Annotated in this window: 26 protein-coding genes and 1 pseudogene; 15 read left to right on the top strand and 12 right to left on the bottom strand. The window is 64.6% G+C overall.

The window, feature by feature from the left end; all coding sequences use genetic code 11:
• Positions 1-105: 105 nt before the first annotated feature.
• Positions 106-873 (bottom strand): hypothetical protein, encoded by a 768-nt coding sequence (locus tag LZC95_13520; GenBank protein ID WXA97848.1) that lies wholly within the window; start codon positions 871-873, stop codon positions 106-108.
• 343 nt (positions 874-1,216) lie between these two features.
• Here LZC95_13520 and LZC95_13515 point away from each other — a divergent pair, with 343 nt between their 5' ends.
• From LZC95_13515 to LZC95_13490, 6 genes and pseudogenes are all read left to right on the top strand, one after another.
• Positions 1,217-2,038, top strand: a complete 822-nt coding sequence (locus LZC95_13515; GenBank protein ID WXA97847.1) for a fatty acid desaturase — start codon at positions 1,217-1,219, stop codon at positions 2,036-2,038.
• Positions 2,032-3,552 carry an aromatic amino acid ammonia-lyase gene (locus LZC95_13510; protein ID WXA97846.1) on the top strand — a complete coding sequence of 507 codons (1,521 nt, stop codon included), beginning with the start codon at positions 2,032-2,034 and terminating at the stop codon, positions 3,550-3,552. Before LZC95_13515 ends, LZC95_13510 begins: the two co-directional genes overlap by 7 nt.
• Positions 3,553-3,564: 12 nt before the next feature.
• On the top strand, positions 3,565-5,007 hold the full coding sequence (locus tag LZC95_13505; GenBank protein WXA97845.1) for a M20/M25/M40 family metallo-hydrolase: 1,443 nt from the start codon (positions 3,565-3,567) through the stop codon (positions 5,005-5,007).
• A 92-nt stretch (positions 5,008-5,099) separates the two neighbouring features.
• Positions 5,100-6,326 carry an MFS transporter gene (locus LZC95_13500; protein WXA97844.1) on the top strand — a complete coding sequence of 409 codons (1,227 nt, stop codon included), beginning with the start codon at positions 5,100-5,102 and terminating at the stop codon, positions 6,324-6,326.
• 269 nt (positions 6,327-6,595) lie between these two features.
• On the top strand, positions 6,596-7,636 hold the full coding sequence (locus tag LZC95_13495; GenBank protein ID WXA97843.1) for a hypothetical protein: 1,041 nt from the start codon (positions 6,596-6,598) through the stop codon (positions 7,634-7,636).
• A 128-nt stretch (positions 7,637-7,764) separates the two neighbouring features.
• Positions 7,765-7,845, top strand: a pseudogene (locus tag LZC95_13490) (hypothetical protein).
• 429 nt (positions 7,846-8,274) lie between these two features.
• Here the strand turns inward: LZC95_13490 and LZC95_13485 are convergent.
• The gene (locus LZC95_13485) at positions 8,275-9,474 is read right to left on the bottom strand and encodes a metallophosphoesterase (protein ID WXA97842.1); all 1,200 of its coding nucleotides are present in this window, start codon (positions 9,472-9,474) and stop codon (positions 8,275-8,277) included.
• A gap of 56 nt (positions 9,475-9,530) precedes the next feature.
• Entirely contained in the window at positions 9,531-10,181 is a 651-nt protein-coding gene (locus LZC95_13480; protein WXA97841.1) for a TetR/AcrR family transcriptional regulator, read from the bottom strand.
• Between the two features lie 63 nt (positions 10,182-10,244).
• On the opposite strand from LZC95_13480, the gene LZC95_13475 reads away from it, so the two are divergent.
• Complete coding sequence (locus LZC95_13475) at positions 10,245-11,465, top strand: MFS transporter (GenBank protein WXA97840.1); 1,221 nt, start codon at positions 10,245-10,247, stop codon at positions 11,463-11,465.
• Here the strand turns inward: LZC95_13475 and LZC95_13470 are convergent.
• The 3 genes from LZC95_13470 to LZC95_13460 form a co-directional block, all read right to left on the bottom strand.
• Positions 11,455-12,552, bottom strand: coding sequence for a DUF2855 family protein (locus LZC95_13470; protein ID WXA97839.1), 1,098 nt, complete (start codon positions 12,550-12,552; stop codon positions 11,455-11,457). The genes LZC95_13475 and LZC95_13470 overlap by 11 nt on opposite strands.
• Before the next feature lie 60 nt (positions 12,553-12,612).
• Complete coding sequence (locus LZC95_13465; protein WXA97838.1) at positions 12,613-13,044, bottom strand: hypothetical protein; 432 nt, start codon at positions 13,042-13,044, stop codon at positions 12,613-12,615.
• Positions 13,045-13,200: 156 nt separating this feature from the next.
• Positions 13,201-14,070 (bottom strand): DUF4097 domain-containing protein, encoded by an 870-nt coding sequence (locus LZC95_13460; protein WXA97837.1) that lies wholly within the window; start codon positions 14,068-14,070, stop codon positions 13,201-13,203.
• A gap of 197 nt (positions 14,071-14,267) precedes the next feature.
• Between LZC95_13460 and LZC95_13455 the strand changes: the two genes are divergently transcribed.
• Entirely contained in the window at positions 14,268-14,678 is a 411-nt protein-coding gene (locus LZC95_13455) for a nuclear transport factor 2 family protein (protein WXA97836.1), read from the top strand.
• Here the strand turns inward: LZC95_13455 and LZC95_13450 are convergent.
• From LZC95_13450 to LZC95_13440, 3 genes are all read right to left on the bottom strand, one after another.
• Positions 14,660-15,475 carry an alpha/beta hydrolase gene (locus LZC95_13450; GenBank protein WXA97835.1) on the bottom strand — a complete coding sequence of 272 codons (816 nt, stop codon included), beginning with the start codon at positions 15,473-15,475 and terminating at the stop codon, positions 14,660-14,662. The genes LZC95_13455 and LZC95_13450 overlap by 19 nt on opposite strands.
• Positions 15,476-15,479: 4 nt before the next feature.
• Positions 15,480-16,295, bottom strand: coding sequence for a Flp pilus assembly protein CpaB (cpaB, locus tag LZC95_13445; GenBank protein ID WXA97834.1), 816 nt, complete (start codon positions 16,293-16,295; stop codon positions 15,480-15,482).
• A gap of 112 nt (positions 16,296-16,407) precedes the next feature.
• The gene (locus LZC95_13440) at positions 16,408-16,935 is read right to left on the bottom strand and encodes a DUF2892 domain-containing protein (protein ID WXA97833.1); all 528 of its coding nucleotides are present in this window, start codon (positions 16,933-16,935) and stop codon (positions 16,408-16,410) included.
• Between the two features lie 72 nt (positions 16,936-17,007).
• Between LZC95_13440 and LZC95_13435 the strand changes: the two genes are divergently transcribed.
• Genes LZC95_13435 through LZC95_13420 form a run of 4 tightly spaced genes read left to right on the top strand, consistent with a single transcriptional unit; the run spans position 17,008 to position 19,372 of the window.
• Positions 17,008-17,610 carry a TetR/AcrR family transcriptional regulator gene (locus LZC95_13435; GenBank protein ID WXA97832.1) on the top strand — a complete coding sequence of 201 codons (603 nt, stop codon included), beginning with the start codon at positions 17,008-17,010 and terminating at the stop codon, positions 17,608-17,610.
• A complete protein-coding gene (locus LZC95_13430; GenBank protein WXA97831.1) occupies positions 17,607-18,455 on the top strand; it encodes an enoyl-CoA hydratase-related protein in 849 nt (282 codons plus the stop codon). Before LZC95_13435 ends, LZC95_13430 begins: the two co-directional genes overlap by 4 nt.
• 57 nt (positions 18,456-18,512) lie before the next feature.
• On the top strand, positions 18,513-18,926 hold the full coding sequence (locus LZC95_13425; protein ID WXA97830.1) for an MGMT family protein: 414 nt from the start codon (positions 18,513-18,515) through the stop codon (positions 18,924-18,926).
• Positions 18,923-19,372, top strand: a complete 450-nt coding sequence (locus LZC95_13420) for a nuclear transport factor 2 family protein (GenBank protein WXA97829.1) — start codon at positions 18,923-18,925, stop codon at positions 19,370-19,372. Before LZC95_13425 ends, LZC95_13420 begins: the two co-directional genes overlap by 4 nt.
• 115 nt (positions 19,373-19,487) lie before the next feature.
• On the opposite strand, the gene LZC95_13415 is transcribed toward LZC95_13420, so the two are convergent.
• Positions 19,488-20,558 carry a hypothetical protein gene (locus LZC95_13415; protein WXA97828.1) on the bottom strand — a complete coding sequence of 357 codons (1,071 nt, stop codon included), beginning with the start codon at positions 20,556-20,558 and terminating at the stop codon, positions 19,488-19,490.
• Between the two features lie 56 nt (positions 20,559-20,614).
• Here LZC95_13415 and LZC95_13410 point away from each other — a divergent pair, with 56 nt between their 5' ends.
• Positions 20,615-21,010, top strand: a complete 396-nt coding sequence (locus tag LZC95_13410; protein WXA97827.1) for a nuclear transport factor 2 family protein — start codon at positions 20,615-20,617, stop codon at positions 21,008-21,010.
• Between the two features lie 138 nt (positions 21,011-21,148).
• Positions 21,149-21,697: a hypothetical protein gene (locus LZC95_13405; protein WXA97826.1), complete on the top strand. Its 549-nt coding sequence runs from the start codon at positions 21,149-21,151 to the stop codon at positions 21,695-21,697.
• Between the two features lie 122 nt (positions 21,698-21,819).
• Here LZC95_13405 and LZC95_13400 read toward each other — a convergent pair whose 3' ends face one another.
• Positions 21,820-22,521, bottom strand: coding sequence for an NAD(P)H-binding protein (locus LZC95_13400; protein WXA97825.1), 702 nt, complete (start codon positions 22,519-22,521; stop codon positions 21,820-21,822).
• A gap of 51 nt (positions 22,522-22,572) precedes the next feature.
• Here LZC95_13400 and LZC95_13395 point away from each other — a divergent pair, with 51 nt between their 5' ends.
• Positions 22,573-23,529 carry a LysR family transcriptional regulator gene (locus tag LZC95_13395; protein WXA97824.1) on the top strand — a complete coding sequence of 319 codons (957 nt, stop codon included), beginning with the start codon at positions 22,573-22,575 and terminating at the stop codon, positions 23,527-23,529.
• Here the strand turns inward: LZC95_13395 and LZC95_13390 are convergent.
• Complete coding sequence (locus tag LZC95_13390) at positions 23,483-24,778, bottom strand: MFS transporter (GenBank protein ID WXA97823.1); 1,296 nt, start codon at positions 24,776-24,778, stop codon at positions 23,483-23,485. The genes LZC95_13395 and LZC95_13390 overlap by 47 nt on opposite strands.
• Between the last annotated feature and the right edge of the window lie 14 nt (positions 24,779-24,792).

The raw sequence follows: 24,792 nt of genomic DNA, 5'->3' as shown, positions 1-24,792 counted from the left end.
GCGAGCCGTGGGCCAATTGAAAAACTAAAAAAAAGCGTCGGTGCGCGCGCTCCGCGGGTTTCCCTCCCCGCCTCCCCCCCTCCCTGTTCAATCCTCCGGCCGTTACTAAGGGATGCGGCCGGTGTCGTTGAGTTCTTGGAGGAGGCGCTCGAGGAGGCCGATGACGGCGGGGGGTTGGACGATGGCGGCGCGAATCAGGTCGTCGAAGTGCTTCGTGAGGTGGCGAATGTGCTCGAGGCTGTTGAAGACGAAGTACATTTGGCCCACGTAGACCACTGCGCGTTTGGCGCCGAAGACGGTGAGAGGGGCTGAGTAGCGGTTGCGCGAGTCGTAGAGGAACCAGCGGAAGGCTGGGTAGAGCTCGTCGGCCAGCGCGATCATGCGGGCGAGTTGCTCTTTGCGGGCCTCGAGCTCGAGCCCGCGCCACACCCCCTCCCCGCGCGCAAATCCTTCGACGGCCTGCACGGAGTTGCACACTTCGATTTCCGACTCCGAGCGGCGCTGGAGCTCGAGCTTCGCGTGGCTCTGCTCGAGGCTCTGATCCGGATCGACGGTGGCAAACTGCCGGTATTCGTAGGCAATGATGCGATCGGTCTTCAACAGATCCGGCAACGTCGTCGGCACGTAGCGGATCTTGTAACCTGCGGCCTCCGCCTGCCATCGCGCGAGACGCTCGTCGGCGGGCGATGGCGCATCCGGCTCGACCTGCACCGATTGGCGGAGGATGCCTGCACCCAGCGGTCCCTCGTGCGTTAGCCCCACGAGCCAATCGATGCTGACTTGCTCGGCGGTCGCGATGCTCGCCAACGTCTCCACCCGCGGGAGGCGATCGTTGTCTGGCGCGAGCAGCTGCGAGAGCGTCGACCGGTCCATGCCGACCTTCTCGGCGAAGGCGGAGCGCGTGAGGCCAGTGCGCGCGATGACCTCTAGTAAACGTGTGCGGAATAACTCAACGGTCTCTTGCCTTCGCATCGGACAATGATCCGTTTACCTCAAATTGTGGCACTTTCAAACCAAGTGATGTGAAACCAAACTATAGGCGGGGTGTTGTGCTGATCTGCGATTCATTGTGCGCATTGGCGCATTGCACGGAGCGCTATCTCGTTGAATATCCTTTATATTCATGGTCCCGCCATCTTCGCTTTCGCGTTCTGCTTCTCTTGTTGAGCTTCCAACTTTTGCCGTAGCGTTCGCTATTCACGCGCTATGGTTCACCTTGACTGCCCACGCCACGACTCTTCCGTGGTGGCTGGTGGCGCCGGTCGGTGGCCTCCTCGTCGCGTGGCATGGCTCGTTTCAGCACGAGACCATTCACGGACACCCCACCCCGTGGCGAAAGGTCAACGCGTGGTTCGGATCGATGCCGCTCAGTCTGTGGCTTCCCTACGGCATCTACCGTGAGCAGCACGAGGCGCATCACCGCACGCCGCATCTGACGGATCCCCTCGACGATCCGGAATCGTTCTACGTCAGCAAAGAAACCTGGGCGGAGATGGGCGCGCTGCGGCGCGCTTTTTTGCATGTAAATTCCACGCTCGTGGGGCGTCTCGTGTTCGGCCCGCCCATGGTCGTCGTGCAGTTCGCGCTGGGTGAAGTGCGGCTCCTCCTCCAAGGCGCCTTTCCTCGCCGCCGGGTGCGCGCGTGGTTGCTTCACTTCGCCGGGCTCGGCGTGGTGTTCGCGTGGCTCGGGCTCGTGTGCCACGTGTCGCTCGCGCAGTACGTGCTGCTCTTCGTTTACCCGGGGCTCGGGCTCACGTTGCTTCGCTCCTTCATCGAGCATCGGCCGGCGGCGGTTCCCGAGCATCGCGTGGGCATCGTGGAGGCCGGGACCCTTTGGAGCTTGCTCTTTCTGAACAACAATCTCCACGTGGTGCATCACGAGGCACCGTGGGTTCCCTGGTACGAGCTGCCCGCGCTCTACCGCGCGCAGCGCCGCGCGGTGCTCGAGAGCAACGGCGGATTCGTCTTTCCCGGATACCTCGCGGTGGCAGCGCGATTCGCCTTCCGACCCAAGGACTCGCCGGTGCATCCATGGTGACCGCCTTCTCGCTGCCGTATCCGCATGAAGCCGTCGCGCTCGACGGGATGCACCTCACCATCGACGACGTGGTTCGCGTGGCTCGCCACGGTGCGCACGTGGAGCTGCCCCCCTCGGCCGAAAAGGCCATCGCGCGAGGTCACGCGCTTTTGATCGGTCACGTGGCGCGCGGTGCCACGATTTATGGCCTGACCACCGGCGTGGGCGCGCTCGATGGCGAGACCCTTTCGAGCGAGGACAATCGCGCGTTCCAGCGCAACTTGCTCCTTTCCCATGCGGCAGGCACGGGAGCGCCCATGTCGCTCGAATCCGTGCGCGCGATGCTGCTGGTCCGCGCCAACGTTCTCGCACGAGGCCGCAGCGGTGCGCGGCTCGAGGTCGTGCGTGCGCTCGTGTCCATGCTGGAGCGCGGCGTCTATCCGTACGTGCCGGAAATCGGCTCCGTCGGGGCGAGCGATCTCGCGGCACTGGCGCACGCGGGCCTTCTTCTCGCGGGTGAAGGATGGGCCCTCGTCTCGGGCACACGCGTGCCGGGTGCCGAAGCGATGAACGCGCACGGCATCGCGCTGCCGGAGCTCTCGGGGCGCGATGCATTCGCGCTGATCAATGGGCCGGCGCAAACCTTGGGGACGGGGGCGCTCGCCGTGCACGATGCCGCACGCCTCGCGCGCGTGGCGGAGATGGCCGCGGTGCTTTCGATGGTCGGCGCGCGCAGCCGCACGGACTTTCTCGATGCGCGGCTCTTCGAGGAGGAGCGCGATCCCTGCGCCGAGAGCGCGCGCCACATGCGCGAGCTTCTCTCGGGCGCGCGGGAAGCTTCCACCAGCGTGCGCGAGCCGCTGTCGACCCGTTGTGCACCGATGGTGGCAGGCGCCTTCCGTGCGGCCATCGCGCGGGCCGAGCAGGTGCTGGCCATCGAATTGAATCGCCCGGTGGACAACCCGACCTTGCTCGCCGACGGCAGCCTCACGAACAACTCGGGCGTAATGCATGCGGCCCCCGTGGCCGAGGTGCTCGATGCCCTGGTCACGTCCGCGGTCAACGTGGCGCAAATGAGCGAGCGCCGAACGGCGCGTCTTCTCGACCCGGCCCTGAACAATGGCCTGCCCGCGTTCCTTCTTCACCCGCGGGCCAAGGCGGGCCTTCACTCGGCCTTCATGATCCATCAGTATACGGCGGCCGCCCTCGTGGGCGAGCTTCGCACCGCGTGCATGCCGGCCACCGTGCAATCGATTCCGGTGAGCAATGGGACTGAGGATCATGGCTCGATGAGCGCCCTCGCCGCACGGCGTGCCGCCCGCGCGATGACGCTCGCCGAAACCGTGCTCGCCATCGAGCTGCTCACGGCCGCGCAAGCGATCGATCTTCGCGCGCTCGCGGAGCCAGCGCTCAACGTGCCAGCCCGCGTCGATGCCATCCATCGCAGCCTCCGCGCCCGCGTGCCCGTTTTGATCGAAGACCGCCTGGCCGCCGCCGACATCGAATTTGCCCTCGAGTTCGCCCGCAGTCAGTAGAGTAGGCGCAAGATGCGCCCAACCCTGCCCTTTTTCGCCGTCGCCGTTTCCTTGCTTGCTGCATCGTGTGCGGGCTCCACGTCGCAGGCCGCCCCGCGCAGCGGTCAGGCGGTCGAGCGGGGCGCCACGCGCGCGCCCAATGCGTACGATGCGTATGCGCGTGACACGTTGAAGGAGCTCATCGAGATCAACACCACGGAGTCGTCGGGCGATACGACGAAGGCCGCCCAGGCCATGGCGACGCGCCTCCGCAGCGCCGGCTTCCCCGAGGCGGATCTCAAGGTCCTCGGCGAGGAGCCGCGGCATGGAAACCTGGTCGCGCGGCTGCGCGGCAGCGGAAAGAAGCGACCGCTGCTGCTTTTGGCCCACCTCGATGTCGTGGAGGCCAAAAAGGAAGATTGGTCATTCGACCCGTTCGTCTTTCGCGAACAGGATGGGTACTTCTACGGGCGGGGCACCAGCGACGACAAAGACATGGCCGCCAACTTCGTCACCATCCTGGTGGGGATGATGAAGATGAAGAAGGAGGGCATCGTCCCCAACCGCGACATCATTTTGGCACTGACCTCGGGCGAAGAGAGCGGTCCGTACGATGGCGTGCGCTGGCTGCTCGAAAAGCACCGCGATCTCATCGATGCGGAGCTGGCTATCAACGAAGGAGGCAGCGGCCAAATCAAAAAGGGCAAGTACATTGCCAACGAGCTTCAGACGTCCGAAAAGCTTTTCACGTCCTGGGAGATCGAGGCGAAAAACAAGGGCGGACATAGCTCCCTGCCCAGCCGCGACAACGCCATCTATCGCTTGTCCGAGGCGCTGACGCGCATCTCCAAATTCGTATTCCCCGTGGAGCTCAATGATACGACGCGCGCGTATTTCGAGCGGCTTGCGGTCATCGAGCACAATGCGGACATGGCCGCGGTGGCGAAGAGCGGCGATACCGCGGCGGCGGCACGTCTGTCGGAGCACCCTTTGTACAATGCAACCTTGCGCACGACGTGCGTCGCCACGATGCTGCAGGGAGGTCACGCCGAAAACGCCCTTCCGCAGTCGGCGCGCGCGACCATCAACTGCCGCATCTTGCCCGGCACGGAACAATCGCGCATCGAAGAGACGCTCCGGCGCGTGATCGACGATGCGCAAATCGAGATCCGGATGATTCCCCACTTGCCTGCAGCGCCGGCCTCGCCGCTGTCGCCCGAGGTGCTCAAGGCCGTCGAGGGCATCACCAACTCCATGTGGCCCGGTGTGCCTACACTTCCCGTCATGCTTACGGCCGCGACCGACGGCTCGCATCTGCGACGCGCGGGCATCGCCTGCTACGGAGTCTCCGGCGAGTTCAGCGACATCGACGACACGCGCGCCCACGGCAAGGACGAACGCGTGCTCGCGCGCTCCTTCTACGAAGGCCGCGAATTCCTCGATCGCCTCGTGCGCAAGCTCGCTACCGGGCCCTAACGCGTCGAGCGCGCAGAAATTTCATTTCATAGCAATCGTTACAAAATGACCTTGACCACCGGTAGGTCGGAACTACATGGCTCCTACCGAACATGGAGCCTCGTTCCGTTCTGCAGTCATGGTTGGCGGTGGCCTCGATCGCGGTTGGCACCTTCGCGATGGTCACCACCGAATTTCTTCCCATTGGCCTTCTCACCGACATCGCCAAAAGCCTGCACATCTCCGACGGCACCGCAGGCCTGATGGTCACCACCCCCGGCATCGTCGCCACCTTTGCCGCGCCCGCCTGGATCCTCGCTGCGGGCAAACTCGATCGCCGGCTCATTCTCTGGGCGCTGACGATTCTGCTCATCGCCTCCAATGTCATCGCGGCGCTCGCGCCGAACTTTCCCGTTCTCCTCGCCGGCCGCGTGCTGGTGGGTATTTGCATCGGCGGCTTCTGGACCTTTGCCATGGCCTTGGGCCGGCGCTTGGTCCCGGAAGAATCGGGTGGACGCGCCACATCCATCATCGCGGTGGGCGTTTCGCTCGCCACCGTGTGCGGCGTCCCTGCCGCGACGTTGCTCGGTTCCATCTCCGGGTGGCGCGTCGTGTTCGGCGCCACCGCGGGCCTCGCGGCGTTGGTTCTCCTCGCGCAGATTCTCCTTTTGCCGCGGCTGCCGGCGACGCAGGCCATCCGCGCCGGACAATTGCTCGGGCTCCTGCGCGTGCGCAATGCGCGCGTGGGTCTCGTGGCGGTGCTGTTCACGGCCGGCGGGCACTTTGCCGCCTATACGTACTTGAAGCCGTTTCTGCAGCAGGTCCCGGTGATGGACGAGAAGATGATCACCGCTGTCCTCTTCGCCTACGGCGCGGCCGGCTTCTTCGGCACCTTCTTCGGCGAGTTCGCCTCGGGCCGAAGCGTGCGTGGCGCCTACGCCGTGACGGCCCTCTTGCTGGGCATCGTGTTGGTGCTTTCACCCGCACTCGGCGGCAACCGCACCGCGGCCACGGTCCTTGCCACGCTCTGGGGGCTGGCCTTCGGTGCCGTGCCCATCGTCGTGCAAGCATGGATGTACAAGGCTGCTCCCGCGGACTTCGAAAGCGGCTCGGCGCTGCTGGTTTCTACGTTTCAAATTGCCATCGCATCGGGTGCATTGCTCGGCGGCCGCATCGTGGACGGATTCTCCGTATCGGGCGCTCTCGTGCTCGGCGGTCTCCTCACTTTTGCGGCATCCGCCACCCTCTGGCTTTTCGGTCGCGAGGATCGCGGAGCGTCGGGCTCCCCTGCAAAGGACGACGCAGCGCCCCAATGGAGCGCGCAACGATCGCCGCACTGAAAATAAAGCGCTTTGCATCGCCACGCGCGACCCTCGCAATGCGACGAGGGCCGCGCGTTTGCGCGTCAGCATCGTAGATGGCGTACCAATTTTCATGCGGAACAAATATTACGTTTTGACAAATGTGATCAATTTGTCATTTCGTAACGAGGAAACGCGATAAACGCTGGTAAGTTCCGGCTTGGATGAAACATGGCAAAGCCGTTGCTCGCGCCCTAGCAACCGCATACAATGACGCGTGTCATTAAAAATGCGTAGGGGAGTCGCCCATGAAGTCCAGGCTTCGCCGATGTTTGCTGCCTGCATTCATATTGATCCTCGGCTGTCCCGCCGAGGCCCGCGCCCATGAAGGCACGGCCGCCGACCCCGCCGCGCAAAGTGACAGCAAGCACGCACTAGCAGCTACGACACACGCCTTCGACACGGGCGCTCTGAACGTCTACGCCAAGGCGAACACGAATCCGGATTACGATCTCACCGTCGGCAACGGACGCATGGGTGCGATGGTGTGGAGCAACGACGGCCGCACCATGCAGCTTTCCGGCGCGGACAGCTTCGGGCAGATCGCCTTTTCGGCCGGGCTCGTCAATCCGTACATCAACCGCATCGACGTCATCTCGCTCGACCACTTCGGCTCCGCGCTCGTGTACCCGATCGCGTCCGAAGCTCACGGCAACGCCCCGTTCCAATCCTTCGACGGCACGCCAACACGCAACAACGAACACGCGGCGGCCGAATTGAATGGCGCACGAGTAGTCACTCCTTGGGGCAACCACGAATTGCGCATCCGATGCGTGTCGGACAACGCCACGATCAATACCGTGTACGCCTTCGGGCGCACGACGAAGCCGCTGAGCAGTCGGACGTATACGAACATTCCAGGAACGGCCAATCAAAGTATCCAATGCCTATCCGGCACCTCGTCCAACCTGGGCATTCCGGGCTCGCCTCCGCCCGACACGGCGAAGCACGAATGCGAAGAGGCGACGTTGGTGAATGGCAATACCGAGTCGGACGATGCCGCGTCGAATTTGGCCCAAGTGGTCAATCTGCGACAGCGTTCGTCGCTTCCGGTCGCCAACGTAGTCGCCGGCAATACGTTGGACATTCGCTATTGCACGAAGAACGAATTCGGTTCGTACGTGGGCACCAACACCACGAAGACCGCCACTGTTTCGATACCAGCGGGCGCGACGCTTAAATTGCAATACGACGCCGGGAGGTTCCGGCGCGAACACCAATTTCATTCAGGTTCGCCAATAGGGAAAGTCTTGTTTCCTGAGGCGTCCACTGGGGGATTGTCGTCATGAGAGACCTCCATTCCTACAAGCTGAACAATGACACCGGTAACCTCAACCTAAACATACGGAGTGAAGGTTCCACTCATCCAATGAATACGAAAAGACCGCTTCGCGCGGATGCGCAGCGCAATCGACAGATGGTCCTGGAGGTGGCAGAGACCGTGTTCGCTGCAGAGGGGATCGCCGTTCCCATCGACGAGATTGCGCGTCGGGCGGGGCTCGGCGTGGGAACGCTCTATCGGCACTTCCCGACGAAGGAGGCGCTGTTCGAAGCCATCGTGCGCCGCCGCATGGAGGGCATGGTCGAAGCGGCGCGTGCCCTGGTGGCGTCGGCGGAACCGGGCGACGCGTTCTTCGCGTTCCTTGCCAGAATCGTGGACGGGACGAAGAAGGACTTCGTCGATGCGCTGGCACGCTCGGGCGTCGATCTGAGCCACGACCTGACCGAGGCCACGAAGGAGCTGAGGCAGGCCATGGGCGGCCTTCTGGAACGGGCCCAGCAATCGGGCAATGTCCGGACGGACGTCTGCATTGCCGACGTCTTCGCGCTGGTGAGCGGCGTCTTCGTCGCCATGGATCGGCGCGGCGGTGACGCCGACGCACGGCAGCATCTCCTCGCCGTCGTATCGGACGGATTGCGCGCGCCGCTAGCCGGTGGCCGCGGGGCGGTGGATGCGCAGAAGGCTTTCTTCACCGGGAACACCAACCCGGAGCGGGAAGCCGTAGTGGCCGGTGCCACGGTGCACGTAGAGGCGATTTCGTCCGAGAGCCCAGAGCCCATGGTCCGGGATATCGGTGAAGGCGCTCACGAACGTGTGGGGCAGGCCGAAGGTGAGCAGCCCGAGCTGGCCGCCGTGGGTATGACCCGAGAGCACGAGGTCAGCCTCACCGTCGGGTAGATGCTTGAACGCCCCCGGATCGTGCAAAAGCACGAGACGGAGATGCCCTGGGATGCGCGGGTGACTCTCGCACGCGGCCCGCGTGCGTGCTGCGCGATCGCGGAAGTGAAAATCGATGCCCAGGATTTGAACCGGCCCCGCCGGCGTATCGACGACCGCCGATTCATCGATGAGCAGCCTTGCACCGATGTCCTGCAAAGCGCCCTCCACCGTGTCGGGCGCCTCGAGATCGTGATTGCCCCGGCACGCGAACACGCGGCCGGGTGGAAGGGACGTGAGGGGAGCGAGCGCGCGCGCAAGAACGGTGCGCGCCTCGTGCGATTCCATGGTGAGAAAGTCGCCCGTGAGGAGCACGAGATCCGGATCGGCGGCAACGGCGCGCTTCGCAATATCGTGAAGGCGCGCCTCGGACATGAAGGGGCCCAGGTGCGGATCGGTGATCTGGACGATGCGCAGCGGGCGAGAGCCCTGCTCACGCGCCGCGCCACGCGACCAACGCGCGAGCGCCGGCGCGGAGGCATCGTCCAGCGCCACGTCGACTTCCTCGAAGCGATGCACGAGGCTCTGCACGAGGCCAATCGCGGCAACCGCATACGGGATGAAAAAGCCATAGGGGCGCACGCCGAAGGCGGCAAAAACGGCCCATGGAAGCGCGAGCATCGTCCCTGCGGCAAAGAACGACGCCGGCAGGCTCACCAAGGCGCGGTACCAGACCGGCCGCATGTTCGGCCGCGTGAGAAACGCGAAGTGCGCGTACACGGTAAGCTGGAAATACGCATACAGCGGTAGCAGCTCACCGAACGATGGCGCGAGTGCCGACGACACCAAGGTGTGAATCGTCAGAAGCACCCCGACGAAGATGGCGTAGAAGCGCCCGCGCAACCACGCAGCCAGGATGACGACCGCGAGCGCGGCAAGGGCAGACGAGCAGAAAAACCAGTCCAGCATCGATGCCGGTGATTTAACACCAACCCCGTCCCTGCGGAGGGTCGGTCAACAATTCTTCACAGAGCTTCTCGCGATGGCGGCAGCAGAACGAGGTTAAAGGCGTTCTCCACGAACTCGACGAGCGGTGCTGCGTTCTTTTCTACGCGCATCGCCAGAAGGGCGCCCTCCCACCCTGTAATGAGAAATCGGGCAAGGCGATCGGGAGAGACATCGCGGCGGAGCTGCCCGCATTCTTGCGCCTCGGCCAGGCAGGCAGCGATGCGGGCGGCCCATACGTCGAAGTGTGCGCGTAGGCGTTCGCGAATGAGCTCGCTCTCATCGGTGCATTCCAGACCAAAGTTGCCGAGCAGGCAGCCTTTCACGTAGCCGCGGCCCTGTTGCACGGCGATGCGCGCATCGAAGTAGGCGCGCAGGCGCTCGAGCGGCGAGCGCGATTCGTCCTCGACGAAGGGCTCGAGCGCCCCGAGTACGCCGGAGAAAAACGCGTCGGTGACCGCCGCGCCAAAGGCCTCTTTGCTCTCGAAGTGATTGTAAAACGTGCCCTTCGGAACCTCGATGCGCTCGACCACGTCGGCGATGCCCGTCGCGTGGTAGCCGCGCGCGTGCATCGCTTCGAGGCCCGCGGAGAGAAGGCGCTCGCGCGTGCCGAGCTTCGGCGGACGACCGCGCGGGGAGCGTGCCTTGACATTTTTTGAACGACTGGTCATACAACAATTCTATCCATGTCGTTTTTGCCGTCAAGAACGCCGCGAATTCACTACGCGTGGGTCGTGGCCGCCGTCATTTTCGTGGTGCTTTTGTGCGCGGCGGGGGTACGCGCCACACCGAGTGTTCTCATCGTTCCGCTGGAGCGCGAGTTCGGCTGGAGCCGGGCACTCGTATCGTCGGCCGTATCGGTGAACCTCGTTCTTTACGGGCTGGTGGGGCCGTTCGCCGCCGCGATCATGCAGTCGTTCGGCATCCGGCGGACCACGCTGGTTTCGCTGGTCTTCATTGCAGCCGGGGTGCTGCTCACCACGCAAATGCATGCGCCGTGGCAGCTCGTGGCATTTTGGGGCGTGCTCGTGGGACTCGGAACGGGCACCACCGCGATGGTGCTCGGTGCCACCGTGGTGCATCGCTGGTTCGTCGCACGGCGCGGACTCGTGATGGGCATGCTCACCGCGAGCACGGCCACGGGACAGCTTCTCTTTTTACCGCTGCTCGCCGTTCTCGTTGCGCGCCATGGCTGGCGAACCGTTTCGCTGTCGGTGGCGACGGCCATCGCATTGGTCATTCCGCTGGCTGCTCTTTTGGTGCGCGATCGCCCTTCCGACGTGGGCGCACGTCCCTACGGCGCTGCGCCCGATGCCGAGGAGCACGAGGCCGCGCACGTGAATCCGCTGGCCAACGCCATCGGCGCGCTGCGCCGCGCTTCGAAGCATCGCGATTTCTGGCTCCTCGCGGGCAGTTTCTTCATCTGCGGCGCGACCACCAATGGCCTCGTGGGTACGCACCTCGTGCCTGCATGCATGGACCACGGCATCCCCGAGGTGCGCGCCGCCGGCCTGCTCGGGGTCATGGCGGTGTTCGATTTGGTGGGCACCACCATGAGCGGCTGGCTCACGGATCGCTTCGACAGCCGCTGGTTGCTCTTTTGGTATTACGGATTGCGCGGGCTCGCGCTCCTTTATTTGCCGGCGGCCTTCGAAATGTCACTTTTCGGACTCCCGCTTTTCGCGGTCTTCTACGGGCTCGATTGGATCGCGACCGTGCCGCCCACCGTTCGCCTCACGACGCAAACGGTGGGTGCGGCCGATGGGCCCATCGTCTTCGGCTGGGTGGTCGCGGCCCATCAAATCGGCGCGGGCGCGGGTGCGTTGGGCGCGGGCGTCGTCCGCACCTCGCTCTCGACGTACACACCCGCATGGGTCGTGGCCGGGGTCATCTGCCTCGCCGCCTCCGGTCTCGTCCTTCGCATCGGCCGAGCGCAGCGCCTGGCTACGGCATGAGCGAGACGACGCGGCCTTCCTCGGGTGCACTTTCGCCGCGCACGATCGCGTCGTAGTGCTGCTTCACCGCTTCTTCGCCGCGCCCCGATTCGATGCGCAGCCAGCCGCTCGCCGGATCGAGAATGGGAACCAAAAAGGCATTCCACGCCTCGGCAACCCGTTGATGCATGACGGCGGGCGTCCATTCCTCCGCGCGCTGCTTGACCCGTGCCGGCGCGAAGAACAACGTGGGCGGCGGGCCTGGAATGGGCTCGCCCTTCGTTTGGAGCTCGGTGGCATGCGTGGCTCCAATGGCGCTGCTGTGCCGGAGCGCATCGCCAAAGTGCCGATGCACGGCGGCGCGCGTGGCTCGGCTCCCGGCAAAGTCGATGTACACGGCTTTGCGCGACGCTGGAAGCGCGGCCAACTCTTCGTAGGCCATCACGCGATCGTAAATGCCGAGTCGTGTGACGAAGTCGATGTTCCGCCGCGCCGTCAAGGCAACGAGCTCGCACGCGCGCTGGCGCGACAGCAGAAACGCCGTACCGTACGCGGTCTTGGACGATGCGCTGGAGAAGACGAGTTGTTCGGCGCCGAAGAAGCTCTCGGCCTGGAGGAAGTCGGTGAGAAAGAACGAAGTCGCAAAGAGCGGTCGCAAGATGACCTGCTGCGGCTCCGTGTCGGCGCGGTACGTTGGGTCGGCCGTCGTCAGCAAATACTGGTTGTACACATTGCTCAACGGGCGCCGGTGCTCGGCACCATCGAGAAAACCCGAGCCGTCGACCCGACGCGGCTGCACGACCAGGTGCGTGGACATCGGGAAGTATCCGTAGAAGCGCTGCCCGATCGCAATGTCTGGATGCTCGGATCGGGACACCGAGGCGAAGCCCCAAACCGGAACGCACCCCCACCCCGCCTCACGCCGCGGGAAGAAGTTCCAATACGAGAACGAATCGCCCAATGCGGCATAGGTCGCGTTGTTCGTGGTGAGCCCGAACCGATCAATCTCGAGCTCGACCGTCCCCGATGCCAGCGGAACACGCTCCTCCGTGACGATCCTGTGTTCGGTCCAACCATCGCGGCGCACGATGAAGTGTTTGCTCAGCATGCGCCGATCCTCGTCCCTTTCCCTTGCTGCGGCAAGGGAAAGGGACAGTGGGGACAGTGGCTACTCGAGGGTCGCGACGAACGGTGCCAAGGACTCGATGTCGATGGTCCGATAGTTCGTCACGCCGAACTTCACCTCTGGTACGTCGTTGCTTCCGGCGGCCAAGTAGTCGCGAACGGAACCATCTTCATCGACGACGCGAAGCAAGTAACTTCCCGCATCCGGAACCGGCCCAGACGTTGGCGTTTCGATGATGCGAAGCTTCGCGAGCGCCTCCAGCTGCACCGATGTGAGATCGCTTCGATTCAGTTTGCTTTCGAGGTTCGGGCGCTCCAAGAAGCGCACGGAATGAAGCTCGAGGCTCGCGCTCGTCGGCGTCCAAACCGTCGCATCCTCGACGGGTTGGTGAGACGGGGCCGACGTTTCTTCGCTCGAGGCGCAACCTGTGCCAAGGGCAAGGCACAGGCAGGACAGCATCACCATGGATTTCATATTTTCACCTTTCGAGAAAGCGTAAGGATGCGGAGACGCACGCTGCGATCGTGCGTTTCAATCCAATTGGCTGCAATTCAAGCGCCAATCGCTTTCTCAAAAGGTTTCAAACCGCGTCGGCCCATCGACGACGATGTTGCGTAATAAAACGCAATACTAATTCGAGCGCTTGACGTTGATGTCGCCGTTCATCGTTTTGAGGGCCACCCGGGCGCCGCCGCGGCCGATTTTGGCGGAAATGGACTCGGGGATGCCGGGCGGTCCTGCGGGCGGTGGGATGGGGAAGTCCGAACGGATATGGCCGCTCATCGTGGAGGCCGCGAGTTCGAAGCTGGCATCGTCGGGGGCGCGGAGCTCGATCGAGCCGTTCATCGTTTCGAGTTGGACGGGGACCGTGAGCGAGCCGGAAAGCGGTGCCACGATGCGACCGTTCATCGTTTTGGCCACGAGACGGCCCGTGGTGGCCACGTCGAGGTTCCCGTTCATGGTGAGAACACGCAGCGAGCTGCGCATGTCCTTCGCGTCGATGTTCCCATTCATCGTGCGCGCATTCAACGAGACACCGGCGGGAACGCGCACCTCGAAGTCGATGGCCAAATCGCCATCGTCTTTGCCCTCGTCGCCTTTATGGCCGATGCGGCCTTCATCACCTGGTTTGCAATCGTCATCGGGCTGATTGGCAAACAGCGTGCAAATCACCACGCCGCCCGAATGCTCCGTGGCAACCACCCGTTGGCTCGCCACGTCTCCACGGCCTGCGCGCTTCGTGCCGCGCACCTCCGCGGTGCCCGACGTCGTTCCCAAGATTCTCAAATTGCCATTGATGCCTTTGATTTCGAGCGACTTGGGCGGAATGATCGCTTTCTCGAAGTGAAAGTCGCCACTCGCGCTCGAAACGGTCACCGGGGCTCCCGCCGGCGATCCACCCGCTTTCGCGGGCGCTGCCGTCACGGTCTCCCCACCTGCGCATGCGAGCGCAGTACTCATCGTTCCGGCAACCGTCATGGTCCAGAGCCATCTATTCATCTCGGTCTCCTTGAGAGGTCAGCCCGCGCAGGCGCGCACGTTGGTCGCGTGCTCGAGCATTCCCCTTTCGCCGGGGGTCCCCGCTTAATTTCACGGCGGGATGCCGAATTTCAAAATGGGCCAAAAAGCCATGACCTCGGAGGTAAGTGCACGAATTGCGCGAAAGAACTAAACCGAGACGCCGGAGGAGGCGCAGGATGCCGCACGATTTCGTCGAACGATTCGCCACAGCTTGGAGCAAGCCCACCCCCGAGGGCCTCGCCGGGTTGCTCCATGAAGACGTGGTCCTCTATCAGCCGCACCGCCCGCCCCTGCGGGGTCTCGAAAGCGTGCTGCGCGAAAATCGGAAGCTCTTGGCCTGGGTGCCCGGCTTGCACAGCATCGTGAAAAGCGCGCACGGCGACGACCGGCTCCTCTTCATCGAGCACGAGCTCACGGTGCCGGTGGGGAGCCGCCCCATTTGCATTCCGGCGGTCGACCGATTCCACCTCGAGGGCGGATTGGCCAAGGAGCGCATCGTCTATTTCGACCGGGTCGACATGCTCGCGGGCGTGCTTCGCCACCCGAGCCTCTGGGCGGGCTACCTCGGCTACCGATTCGGTGCCTGAGTCGAGGTTCCCTGAATCGCGGTTGCCACGAGCTCGAGGACGGCCGGCTCCGCCAAGTCGATCAAGTGCCCGCCTGGCACCAAGGCCGTGCGCGCGTTGGGGATGGCGGCGCCCATCGCAGCCACCACTTGACGGAACGCCGGCGGCGATTCGGCCGATGCGACCAGGAGCACCGGGATGCCGAGCTTGGCCAGCTCCTCGGGCTCGGCCTCGAGGAAGCCACCGCGCATCTCCGCCACCACCGCGGGGCTGTTGCCCGTGAACATGCTTTGCAGCGGCGCGGGCAGCTTCTCCCAGCCGCCCTCGCCGAGGATCTCGTGCACGAGCGCCTTCGCGGCATCGGAGGGCTCGCGTTCGGCGGCGGCGAGCACGCGCGCCAGGACACCATCCGCCCAGGCCTTCGCCTCCGGAACGAGGTTGACCAGCCCCGCCTCGAGTAAGACCAACGCGCGCACCGTTTCCGGATGGCGCAGCGCCAAGGCCAGCGCCACCTCGCCACCGTAGCTTCGCCCGATGACCACCGCCGGCGACGCATCGAGCGCACGAAGCAATGCCGCCGCATCGTCGGCCTGCTGCGCGATGCTCGTCGTGTACGGCTCCGGGCGCTCACTGCGCGTGCAACCACGTCGGTCGTACACGATGGTCCGCCCCAGGGCAGCCACCTTGGCCACCGAAGGTCCCCACACGAGGCCCGAGGAGGACATGCCATGAATGCACAGAATGGGCGCCCGCCCTTCCTGGCGCTGGCCGTGCTCCTCGTAATGGAGGCGCACGCCGTTGACGAGGCACTCGGGCATACCGCTAATTCCGCGACGGCGGGATCGGGCCTTGGAAAACGCTGGGGCGCATCGCCCGCGCGGTGCGAAGCTTCACGTCCCAAAGCTCGTCGGAGGGAACCTCGCTGATGTTCGAAACCGTGCGCGAATCCCCTTTGGCCCGTACCACGACCGACAGGTGACCGCGCTCCGCGGCCAGCGTCAGTATCTGCGCCTCCTGCAAGGTGACGCTCAAGGTGAGCAACGTGCTCTCCGCCTTGTCGAGGTTCACGTTGGTGCCCGCCGGGTCCATCACGTCCTGGGTCGAGATGTTCAACCCCGACGCGAGCACGAGGACGCGCTGCAAAAGCACGACGGACGAACGGCTCTCGCCCTGCCCGCCCTTCTCGGGGCGGCCATCCGGCATGACGCTGAGAACGTCGACGTAGTCGCCGGGGCGAATCAGCGGCGCATTCGAATCCTCCCGTGAGGTGCGGATGGTCAGCGCGCGGCTACCCGGCTGGATCGCATTGCTGAGCGGCTGCTGCTCCTCACCCGATGTCAGATCGGTCCACATCAGGGCCTCGTTCTCGCGCATCAAGTTGATGACGCGCAGACCGATGATCTTGCCGCGCTCTGCCTCCTTGATGGCCCGGTCCTCGACATAGGCCATGGGCACCTCTTTCACCGCGAGCATGTCATCGACGAGGACGGTGCCGCGCTCGAGCTGCTTGGACGCGATGAGCAGCTTCACCTTCTCCCCACCGGACGACGAAGCCTCGAACCTCCTCTGGTGCAACGCCAATAGGAAGATTCCGATGATGGTGGCAACGAGGGCGAGGAAGAAGATGCGACTTTTCATCAGGGCAGGCTCAGCTTACCAGTCTACCTTCCTCACCCTCCCCTGGCCAGAGCCATCCATGATGGCCGTTTTGACGCTGAAATCGAGGTAACGAGCCCGGCCGGCCCAGGCATTACGCAGGCAATGAGGGGGCGGCGTGGAGGGCCTGGCGTTCGGAGTCGATTTCTTGGCGGGTGCGGAAGCCGAGCCGACGGAAAAGGGCGACGGGAGGGCACCAGCCGATGGCGGCGTGGGCGATCAGGAACGCGAGTTGGGGGCCGACCAGGAGGAACCATTTGCGATTCCTGAAGAGCCCCGCGAGGAAGGCGGCGCCTCCGACGGTGCCGGCGAAGGCCATGAGGGCGCGGTCGATGTCCCATTCGCGATCGAGCTCGGCGAGGCGCGCGGTGGCGTGCTCGCGGCTCGAGCGCGCCTGACGAAGCGCGCCGTCGGTTTGTCGATCGATGCGCACGTTCACCATCGGGGCGGTGTGCGCGCGCACGCGGTCGAAGCCCAGATCAGACTGCCTTGTGTCTTGGTTCTCTTGCGTCATGCCCAAGGTGCAGCAACGCGCGTGCCCCGAAGGCTCGCGGTGCCTCTGGCGAAGGCGAAGGCCAGCCCCCGCGATTCGCGCAAGCAGCCACGACGACGCGTGTGCCACGCCGTCGCAACCTCGAACGAGACGGACTGGGGTGCCTTGACTAGAACGATATTCTAGAACACTGTTCTAGTCATGGGCGCTGGCCGTGACAGGCGATCCGAGATTCTCGACGCGGCCCTCGCCTGCTTCGTCGAACGCGGCATCGGAGCGACCACCATCGCGGACATCCGCGAGCGCGCAGGCGCCACCACCGGCAGCGTGTACCACTTCTTCGCGAGCAAGGACGCGATCCTCGGCGCGCTCTACGTCGATCGGCTCCTTCGCTACCAGCGCGATCTCGCATGGCGCGTGAAACGGCACCGCACGGCGCGCGCGTTCATCCGCGGCATCGTCGAGCATTACCTCGAATGGGTGGAGACCGATCCGCCGTCGGCGCGTTTTCTCTTCGACGCACGCCGCACCGAGGCCATTGCCGCCGTAGAAGCGGAGATCGCGCAGGCCAATGCCGAGAGCTTCGCCATGGTTCGCGAGATCGCGCGCGGCTTCGTGGCCAAGGGCGAGTTGGAGAAGTTTCCCATGGACGTCTTCACGGCGCTGATCATCGGGCCCGCAGCGGCGTACGCGCGCCAATGGCTGGAGGGGCAATCGAAGACGGACATGGCACGGGCCCGCGTGCTGCTCGCCGACGCCGCATGGGCGTCGGTGCGAAAACGATCCACGGAGGAGACCAAATGAACACTGCGATGAGCCATTACGATGCCATGATCGAGGACTTTCGCGCGGCCGGGGCCGATCTCGTGAACGTCGCATATCCCTTCGAAGGGTGTGCCGTCGTGCGCATGAGCGATCCATCCCGACTCAATGCGCTGTCGGGCCCTCTCACGGTGCGATTGCGCGACGAGCTCGAACGGCTCGTGGGCAACCCGGCGGTTCGAACCATCGTGCTCACGGGCGCGGGGGGTGCCTTTTCCGCGGGGGGCGATCTTCGCTTGATGCGCGATACCGCATGGCCGCTGCTCGATTCGAACGATGGCGCGACCGCGCTCTGGCGATGGATTCGCACGCAGTTCGGTGGCATCGTGCGGCTCATCGCGCAATCGGACAAGCCGTTCATCGCGGCAGTCGATGGGGCCGCGGCCGGCGTCGGGCTGTCGTTCGCACTCGCCTGCGATCTCGTTCTCGTCTCGTCGCGTGCGCGGCTGGTGCCGGCATTCGGACGCATCGGGCTCGTTCCGGAGGTGGGAATGAGCTGGCTCGTGACACGGCGTCTCGGGCATGCGCGCGCGTTCGAGCTTTTCGTCTCGGGGGAACCGCTGGGCGGCGACGATGCCGTGCGCCTCGGGCTGGCCAATGCGGTGCATGCGCCCGAGGCGCTCGAGGAAGCCGCCTTCGCGTGGGTGCGCAAAATCGCCGCGCTGCCCGAGCACGTGGTGCGCATGATGAAGCCATTGCTCCGCGGCTCGGCGGACATGGCTTGGCCCCACGCCATCCTCGCCGAGGAGTTCGCGGAGCCGAACTGCTTCACCACCCGCGCGCACCGGGAAGTGGTCTCGGCGATGCTGGAGAAGAACCGTCTTTGAATGGCGCGGGGCGCGCCTTGACATTGTCAAGGCACCTCGTGGTAAGCATCCAGGTCGATGCCGAAGAAGCCAGCCAAAGAGACGCCGCCCTTCGAACGGGTTTGGGAGATCCTTCAACGCATTCCGCGTGGCAAGGTCATCACCTATGGTCAGGTCTCGCAGATGATCGATCGGCGCCTCACGCCGGTGGGCGTCGGATGGGCGATTCGGGCGGCGCCCGATGGGGCCATTCCGTGGCAGCGCGTGGTGAACGGACGCGGCGGCATTTCGACGGATGGGGAACATCCGGGTCTGCAGCGCACCATTCTCGAAAAGGAAGGGGTGCGCTTCAACCGAGATGGTACCATCGACCTCGAGCGCTACGGCTGGCTCTCCGAGGAGGAAACGCCACCGCCGCGTGCGAAAAAAGGGCCTAAAAAGGCGCCCAAGAAATCCTTGAAGAAACCAGCGAAGAAACGGGCGAAGGCATGAGCGACGACCACGAACGACTCCTCGAGATGATGCGTCTGGGCATCATCGCCGCGCGCAACTCCGAGCCTGCGCTGCTCGAGGCGATCTTGGCCCCCGAATTCGTCATTCGCGTCCCGGGCATGCCCAACATGACGCGCGCGGAGTTCATCGATTGGTTGCGTTCGTCCCGAGGGACCATCGTTTCCATGGAGGGCGAGTCCTTCGACGTGCGCGTCTTCGGCGACACCGGCGTGGTGACGGGCATCCGCCGCTCGCACATGCGCACCGAAGCCGGCGATGTCATCGATGCCGACGGCTTCACGGAGGTATTCGTACGCCGCGACGGCCGGTGGCAGCTCGTGTATTCGCATTCGGTGCCCTGGACCGAATCGCCGCCCAACTCACCGGGCGCGATTCTCGAACAGAAAGAAGAGAACCGCCAAGACGCCAAGAGCGCCAAGACCTGAAGAGCTTGTGAAGAGCGTTCCTGGACGCTCAGCACATGGAATTTCTCTTGGCGTCCTTGGCGTTTTGGCGGTTGCCTCTGCCTTCCGCAGGTTCGAGAATCGGGGCTCGCCGATTTTATCGGGGCGGAAACGTCGAAATGACGGCATCGACGACGGGCTGGTAGCCGCGCGTCCCGCCATCGGGGATCTGCCGCAAGCTGGGGCGCTGTTCGAGGTGAACGAGGCGGCCGTACTGGGTGCCCTTCTCCGTGCAGGCCTGGCTCGAACCGGCGGTCATCCGCGCTTCGACATTGTCCGTCCCGCAAAGGCTGCAACCGCTCTTCGGGAAATCCAGGCCGCAGCGGCCCACCGAGGGTCCCCTCGCCTCGATGGCTGCGGCAAGACGCGCGGTCACGCCGGCATCGGAGTAGCTGCCCGATGCATCGCTGATCAAGGCATCGGGGCAGCTCTGTGCGTTGCCATGCAATTGGAGGAAGGGCGCATCCGTGCTCTTGGATAGCTCGGCGTGAATGGCAAAAAACGGTGACGTGGTCGCGTGCGCCGTGTCCGATTCGCGGTACGGGGCCGAGCCGCCACCGCAGGCCGTGGTCGTGCCATCGCAGCCGGCACTGCCCTCGTTGGCGCATCGATGCGCACCCGCCATGAGAAACCACTCGGCACGCGCCTCGGAGAAGACCGCGCGCGATTCGTACGGTGTGTTCGTGTCGAACAGGGGATGCGGCGCCTCGACGATCAAGGCACGCGTTCCGGGCGCGGATCGCCTCGAGGCATAGGTGCCCCAGAACGACTGCGGCGCGGGGTGCCCGGAGGAGTCGAGCTCGGCCACGAGGAGAATGTCCTCCGGCCCGTCGTGGAGCGAAAAGGAACGGTACGATGCGGGTAAACTGCACGCTTTATGCGTGTCGCCCGACAACGTCGAAACCAGGGCGGCCGCGAAGGCATCGCGAACGCTGGGACTCGGAACGACGTACGCGCCGGAATCGGCACCGGCCTTCGAGGCCATGTTCGACACGACCGCGCGGATCACATCCTCGAGCGATGCACTCAGCGCGATGGGAGGGCACGTGGCCTCGGCGTCTCGGACCTCGTGGGCCGTTTCCTGACCTGCACCATGCGGCGACTCCTGATTTGCATGGCACGCGACGAGCAAGGCTCCGGACAAGAGGGCAAAACAGCGAAACGACATGGCTGCGGGATGGTAGCATCCAACTTGTACGTTATGGCGGCTTCCCGAGGAGACCCATGAAGAACGACGACGTCGCCCAACTGCTCGAAATCGTGCAGCTCGGACTCATCGCCTTTCGAAACACCGAACCCGCTTTGCTGGAAGCTTTCTTGGCGCCGGAGTTCATCGTGCGCACCGTCGGGGAGGCCGATGTCGATCGAGAGGCTTTTCTGGACTGGGTGCGCTCGCCGCCGGCCATCGTCGTCTCCAACGAGGGCGTCGGCTTCGAGGCGCGTGTCTTCGGCGACACCGGCATCGTGACGGGCGTCACCCATACGTGCCTGCGCGTCGACTCGCAGGAGGTGGTCACCTCCACGGGCGTCACCGAGGTGTTTGCTCGCCGCGACGGTCGCTGGCAAGTGGTCTTCTGTTACAACGTGCCATTGGGCCAGGCCCCCGCCACCCCGCGCTGAGCCTCGCGGCGTTTCCCACGCACCACAGCGCGGCCTCGAGAGCGTGCGCCACGAGCACACTGACTGAGGTCCGGATGCCACGCCGCCGCAAAATGCCGTACGCAATACGTGGCATGAGCGTTGCGGTGCATGGTGGCCATGACATGGCTCTTTTCTTCGCTTCTCGTGGCCTTGGCGCAAGATCCCGGCGAACGTGCGGCGCCGGTGGCGCGTGACGACGTGCAGCTCGTGAACGAGGCGGCGCCGGGGAAAAAGCGCTGGAGTCCGGTGCGCCTCGCCGTCGGTGCCTACGGCGTTTCGCCCAATATGAAGGGGTTCGCCTTCGGGTTCGACGCGTCCTTGCGCTACCACATGCGGCACTTTGCCATCGGTGGGGGCGGCCGCTCCGCCTTCCCCTCGAGCGATGCGAGCGAGGCGCAATTCACCTCGCTCTATTTCGGTCCCCGCTATTACCCCTTTCCCGGCAGCATGAGTCCTTTGCTCGGGGCCGGCCTCGGCTGGTCATGGCTCGCCCGCCGCGACGTCGCCACCGAAACCGGCCCCTCCGCCTACGTGGAACTGGGCATCGAAGTCTTCCGAAAAGACCGTTTCCGCGTCGCCGCCATCTCTCGCCTCGATCTTCCTTTCTATACGGTATCCAATCGCTACGACACGCCGGTCAGCCTCGGCTTCACCGTCTCGTTCTGAATCGACCTCGAAGCGAAGTGGAAACCGCCAAGACGCCAAGGCCGCCAAGATTCGTTATAAAAAATTGGCGTTCTTGGCGTCTTGGCGGTTCGACTCTTTCTCGGAGTTAGGTCGTGCTCGACTTAGTAGCCAATCGTGAAACGTCGTTGGATGTATTTGGGAATTTCCACTTCGTCGATCAACGCTACGGCGAAGTCTTCGTAGGAGACGCGGCTTTTCCCGTCGGCGTCGAGCACCGGCTGGTTCTCTCCGAGGCGAAATCGCCCGGTTCGTTCTCCCGGGCCGATCTGCTCGGCTGGACTGAAGTACGTCCAATTGCGATTGGACAGGCGCAGCACGTTCAGTGCGTCCCGATGTCCGCGGACGGCAACTTCGTATTCGCGTGGAATTCCGATTTCGTCCAGACGCTCCCCGATGTCGGGCGAGTCGACCGATGCCAACCCCGGTCGGCGCTCCAAGCTTCCGGCCCCGCCGACCACGATGAGGCGCAGCGATGGGCGCGGGCTCGCCGCAATGGCGTCCAGCATGGCCGTCGCCGCCTGGGCGTACATGCCCGGATTCGCGATGGAGCGCTGGATCACGTCCCCGAGATCGCGTGCGCCGTTGCCGGGCTGGAAGGTGCTCACCAGCACATCGAGGTCCTCCAGCACCCGCCCGATGCTGGCGGCATCGAGCACGTCGGCCACCTTCCACGTCGTCTTCGGCTGATCGCGGAAATTCGATGCGTCCCGCGTGATGGCCGTGATGCGATGCCCGCGGCGAAGAGCCTCGGCCGCGATGCGCTGCCCGATGTTTCCCGTTGCTCCGATGATTCCGATGTTCATGCGCTGTACTTAGGTACGCGCAGGACATCTCGGAAGTTGATAATATTGATCATGATGTTCAACCAGCATGATTATGCGAAGTTGCGGCAAGTCGATCTCAATTTGCTCGTGGTGTTCGCCGCCGTCTTTCGCGAGCGAAGCGTCAAGCGCGCCGCCAAACGGCTCTTCGTCGGCCAATCGGCGGTGAGCATGGCCCTGGGGCGCCTTCGTGAGCTCTTGGACGATGCGCTTTTCGTCAAGGTGGCCACCGGGGTCGAGCCCACGGCACGGGCGGTGGCCATCGAGCCGATGGTGCGGCAAGCCCTCGAATTGGTGCACGGAGCCGTGTTCGACACGAACGAGTTCGACCCGAAAACGGCCTCGCGCATCATCCGTTTGGGCTTGGCCGACGATCTCGACGTCTGGCTGCTGCCGCGGCTTCTGGACGACGTGCGCCGCCACGCCCCCGGCCTGGTCATCGGGGTGCAGGCCAGCAGCTGGTACACCGGCACGAGCATGGTGGAACGCGGCGAGGCGAACATCGCCATCGGCGTCTTGCCCAAGCCCTCCCGGGCGCTCGTTTCCGAGGAGCTCTACACGCAGCGGTTCGTCTCCATCTTCGATCCGCGCCACGTCGAGCGGCCGCTGACCATGAAGCGTTTCCTGGAAACGCCGCACGTGATGGTCAGCATCACGGGCGATCTCGTGGGCCTGGTCGACGAGGCGCTGCGCGCGCAGGGAAAACAGCGGCGGGTCGTTGCCACCGTCTCCGGCTTCGGGTCGACGGCGGCGCTGGTGAAGGGCCGGCCCCTCATCGCGACCATCCCGCACGTGGCCGCATCCATTCTGGCCCGCACCTACGGCCTCGCGACGGCCCCGCCGCCCGTTGCCATGGCAACATATCCGGTCACCATGGTCTGGCACGGCAAGGACGACCGCGACCCTGCCTTGCGCTGGGTGCGCGACCGGATCTGCGGCATCGTCAACTCGGAAGCGTCTTCCCGTGCGTCTCGAGGGCGAAAGGAATGATGAGCAAACCCGCCACGAAGACCAACGACGTGAGCGCCACCGGCACGCCGAGCGATCCCATGTGAAGAACCATGGCCCCGAGTGCGAAATTGACGCCGGCGCCGATGAAGCGGCCCACGGAGGTGCAGAATGCAAACGCCGTCGCGCGCACCTCGGTGCCGTATTGTTCCGGGAGCCATAGGCTGAAGAGCGCGAAGTTGCCGCCGAAGAAGCCGAGCATGAAGAGCACCGCCACGAAAGGCCAAAGCCCGTGCTCGAGGTGGAAGGCCCACCCGAAGCTCAGTGCGATGGCCGCGGCCATGCCGAGGAAGTAGAAGGCGAGTGTCTTCTTTCGACCGATCTTCTCGGCGAGAGGCGGCAGGGAGAGGCAGCCCAGGATGGTGCCGATGGCCAAAATGCCCGTGGCGAGCGATGCGGTGCGTGCTGCGTCGGGTTTGCTCATGCCCGCCTTGATGGCCAGTTGCGTGACGGCGGCCGGCTCGTACACCGCGCCCGCCCAGAGCCCGATGATGGCCACCGTGAGGAGCGCCGCATTGACGACGGTGCGGCGCCGGTAGGGGCCGCGAAAGATCTCGGCAAGCGGGCTTTTGCGCGCCATCTTCTCGCGATCCTTCCAGCGCTCCGGTTCCTTCACGCGAAGGAGCACGATGATGGCCATGACCACCGGCACGGCGCCGGTGAGAAACATGGATCGCCAGCCGAAGTGAGCGCCAATGGTGTAGTTGAGCGCCGCCGCGAGAAAGAATCCCGCGTAGTAGCCCGTCTGCAGATAGCCCGCGCCCATCTTGCGGCGGTCTTCCGGCCAGGCTTCGGCGACGTAGGTGCCAGCCAGCGCCCATTCGCCGCCGATGCCGATCCCTGCCACGAATCGGTAAAAGCCCAGCTCCCAAACGGATTGTGCCGTGGCCGAAAGCCCCGTGAAGATGGCGAAGGTGAAGATGGTGCCCGCGAGCACCTTGGTGCGACCGAACCGATCCGCGAGCGGGCCCCAGATGAAGGAGAGGCCCCACCCCACCAGAAACAGCGCAAAGAGGATCGAGCCGGCGAGCCCCACGTTGGCCGGCGTGGCCGCATAGCCGGATTTGGGCAAGAGCTCGGTGAGCGCCGGGGCGAGCACGAGCGCGTAAATGAAGGAATCCATTCCGTCGAGCGTCCACCCGCCCCAGGCCCCCCAGAACCCCACGATCTGCGACCGATTGAGCGGCGTGCGTTTCTGACCGCCGCGTAAGGCCTGGACATGCATGTCCATCTCGACACCTCCAA

This window comes from Sorangiineae bacterium MSr12523 (genome assembly GCA_037157775.1).
Classification (GTDB): domain Bacteria; phylum Myxococcota_A; class Polyangia; order Polyangiales; family Polyangiaceae; genus Pendulispora; species Pendulispora brunnea.
Note: the sequence above shows the minus strand (reverse complement) of the source record. Positions and strands in the feature narration are given on the sequence as shown.